Below are 1,028 nucleotides of genomic sequence, written 5' to 3' on the forward strand. Positions count from 1 at the left end.
GATGATAAGGCAAGAGATAAATGGGTAGAATTTGCAACAGAGCAGTTTATAAACACGCAAGAGGCACTAAAAGAAGCGCAATGCCTCTATAGACAGTATAATCTTCACGCTGCGCTACAGTACCTCGTTATAGAAGATCAAACGCTACCATATCTTGTGAATTCATTACGCGTTGCTCTTAATGCGCTTCAGAAGTACTTTTCAAAAAAGTAGATGTGAAAGATATATATATCCATATATATATGGTATTGCAATAATAACTAAGGCGGTCATTATTGCAAATAAAAACGCAGAAATCTTTAATCTAAATCGCCAGAGTATGTTAATCGGAAGAGACATTATGGTGATTATTATGAAGCCTATTACAAACCATTCTATTCTATTGTTTTTATTAAAATAACGTCTTAGTATACGAAGATAGTTGTTTGCCTCTATAGAAATTATTCTAAATGGACCTGTAGAGATTTCTTTAGGGATGTCGTTATAAATATAATCCAACATTCCTTCTGAAATACAAGTAATAAAAGAGGACCGTTTTTGTAGATCACGAAAAACGGCAATTTGCCCCTTTGGGCATGGAGATTCCGAAGAAACATGTTTTGTTAATGGTTGACTACTTACATGACTAGTGAATAAGATACTTATTATTCCGAATAAGGAAATTTTCTTTAAATACGATAATAACATTAGATTTTATCTTGTTTTTCATTGTTGCATCTTCGCTTTATACAGATTCTCTTCAAATATATCAATATGTGTTATTTTTGTGTTGACAAAATGTAGCAAATCGTATTTAATGACATTGCTGTACTTAGGCGTATTGTGTCTAGACGAGAGGCAGTGCAGTTTGGAATCCCCGCAAATGCGGGGTTTTTTATTATCTGGAGGGCGTATTTTATGACATCAGAAAATACACATCAGGCTCCACAACCCATTAAAAAGCGTATACCACCAAAGGCAGGTCAAGGGCGTGTCAAAGGCGTTCCGAATAAGATGACGCGCATTTTAAAAGAAGCAGTGGTTAAGGC

1 pseudogene is annotated in these 1,028 nt (G+C 35.0%); it reads left to right on the forward strand.

Annotated features, from left to right (window positions below):
• Positions 1-213 (forward strand): annotated as a pseudogene (locus ACFIL8_RS10925) (hypothetical protein); the annotation flags it as partial.
• Positions 214-1,028: the final 815 nt, after the last annotated feature.

The sequence above is a fragment of the Bartonella sp. AP57NXGY genome, from assembly GCF_042195805.1.
In the GTDB taxonomy this organism is placed as follows: Bacteria; Pseudomonadota; Alphaproteobacteria; order Rhizobiales; family Rhizobiaceae; genus Bartonella.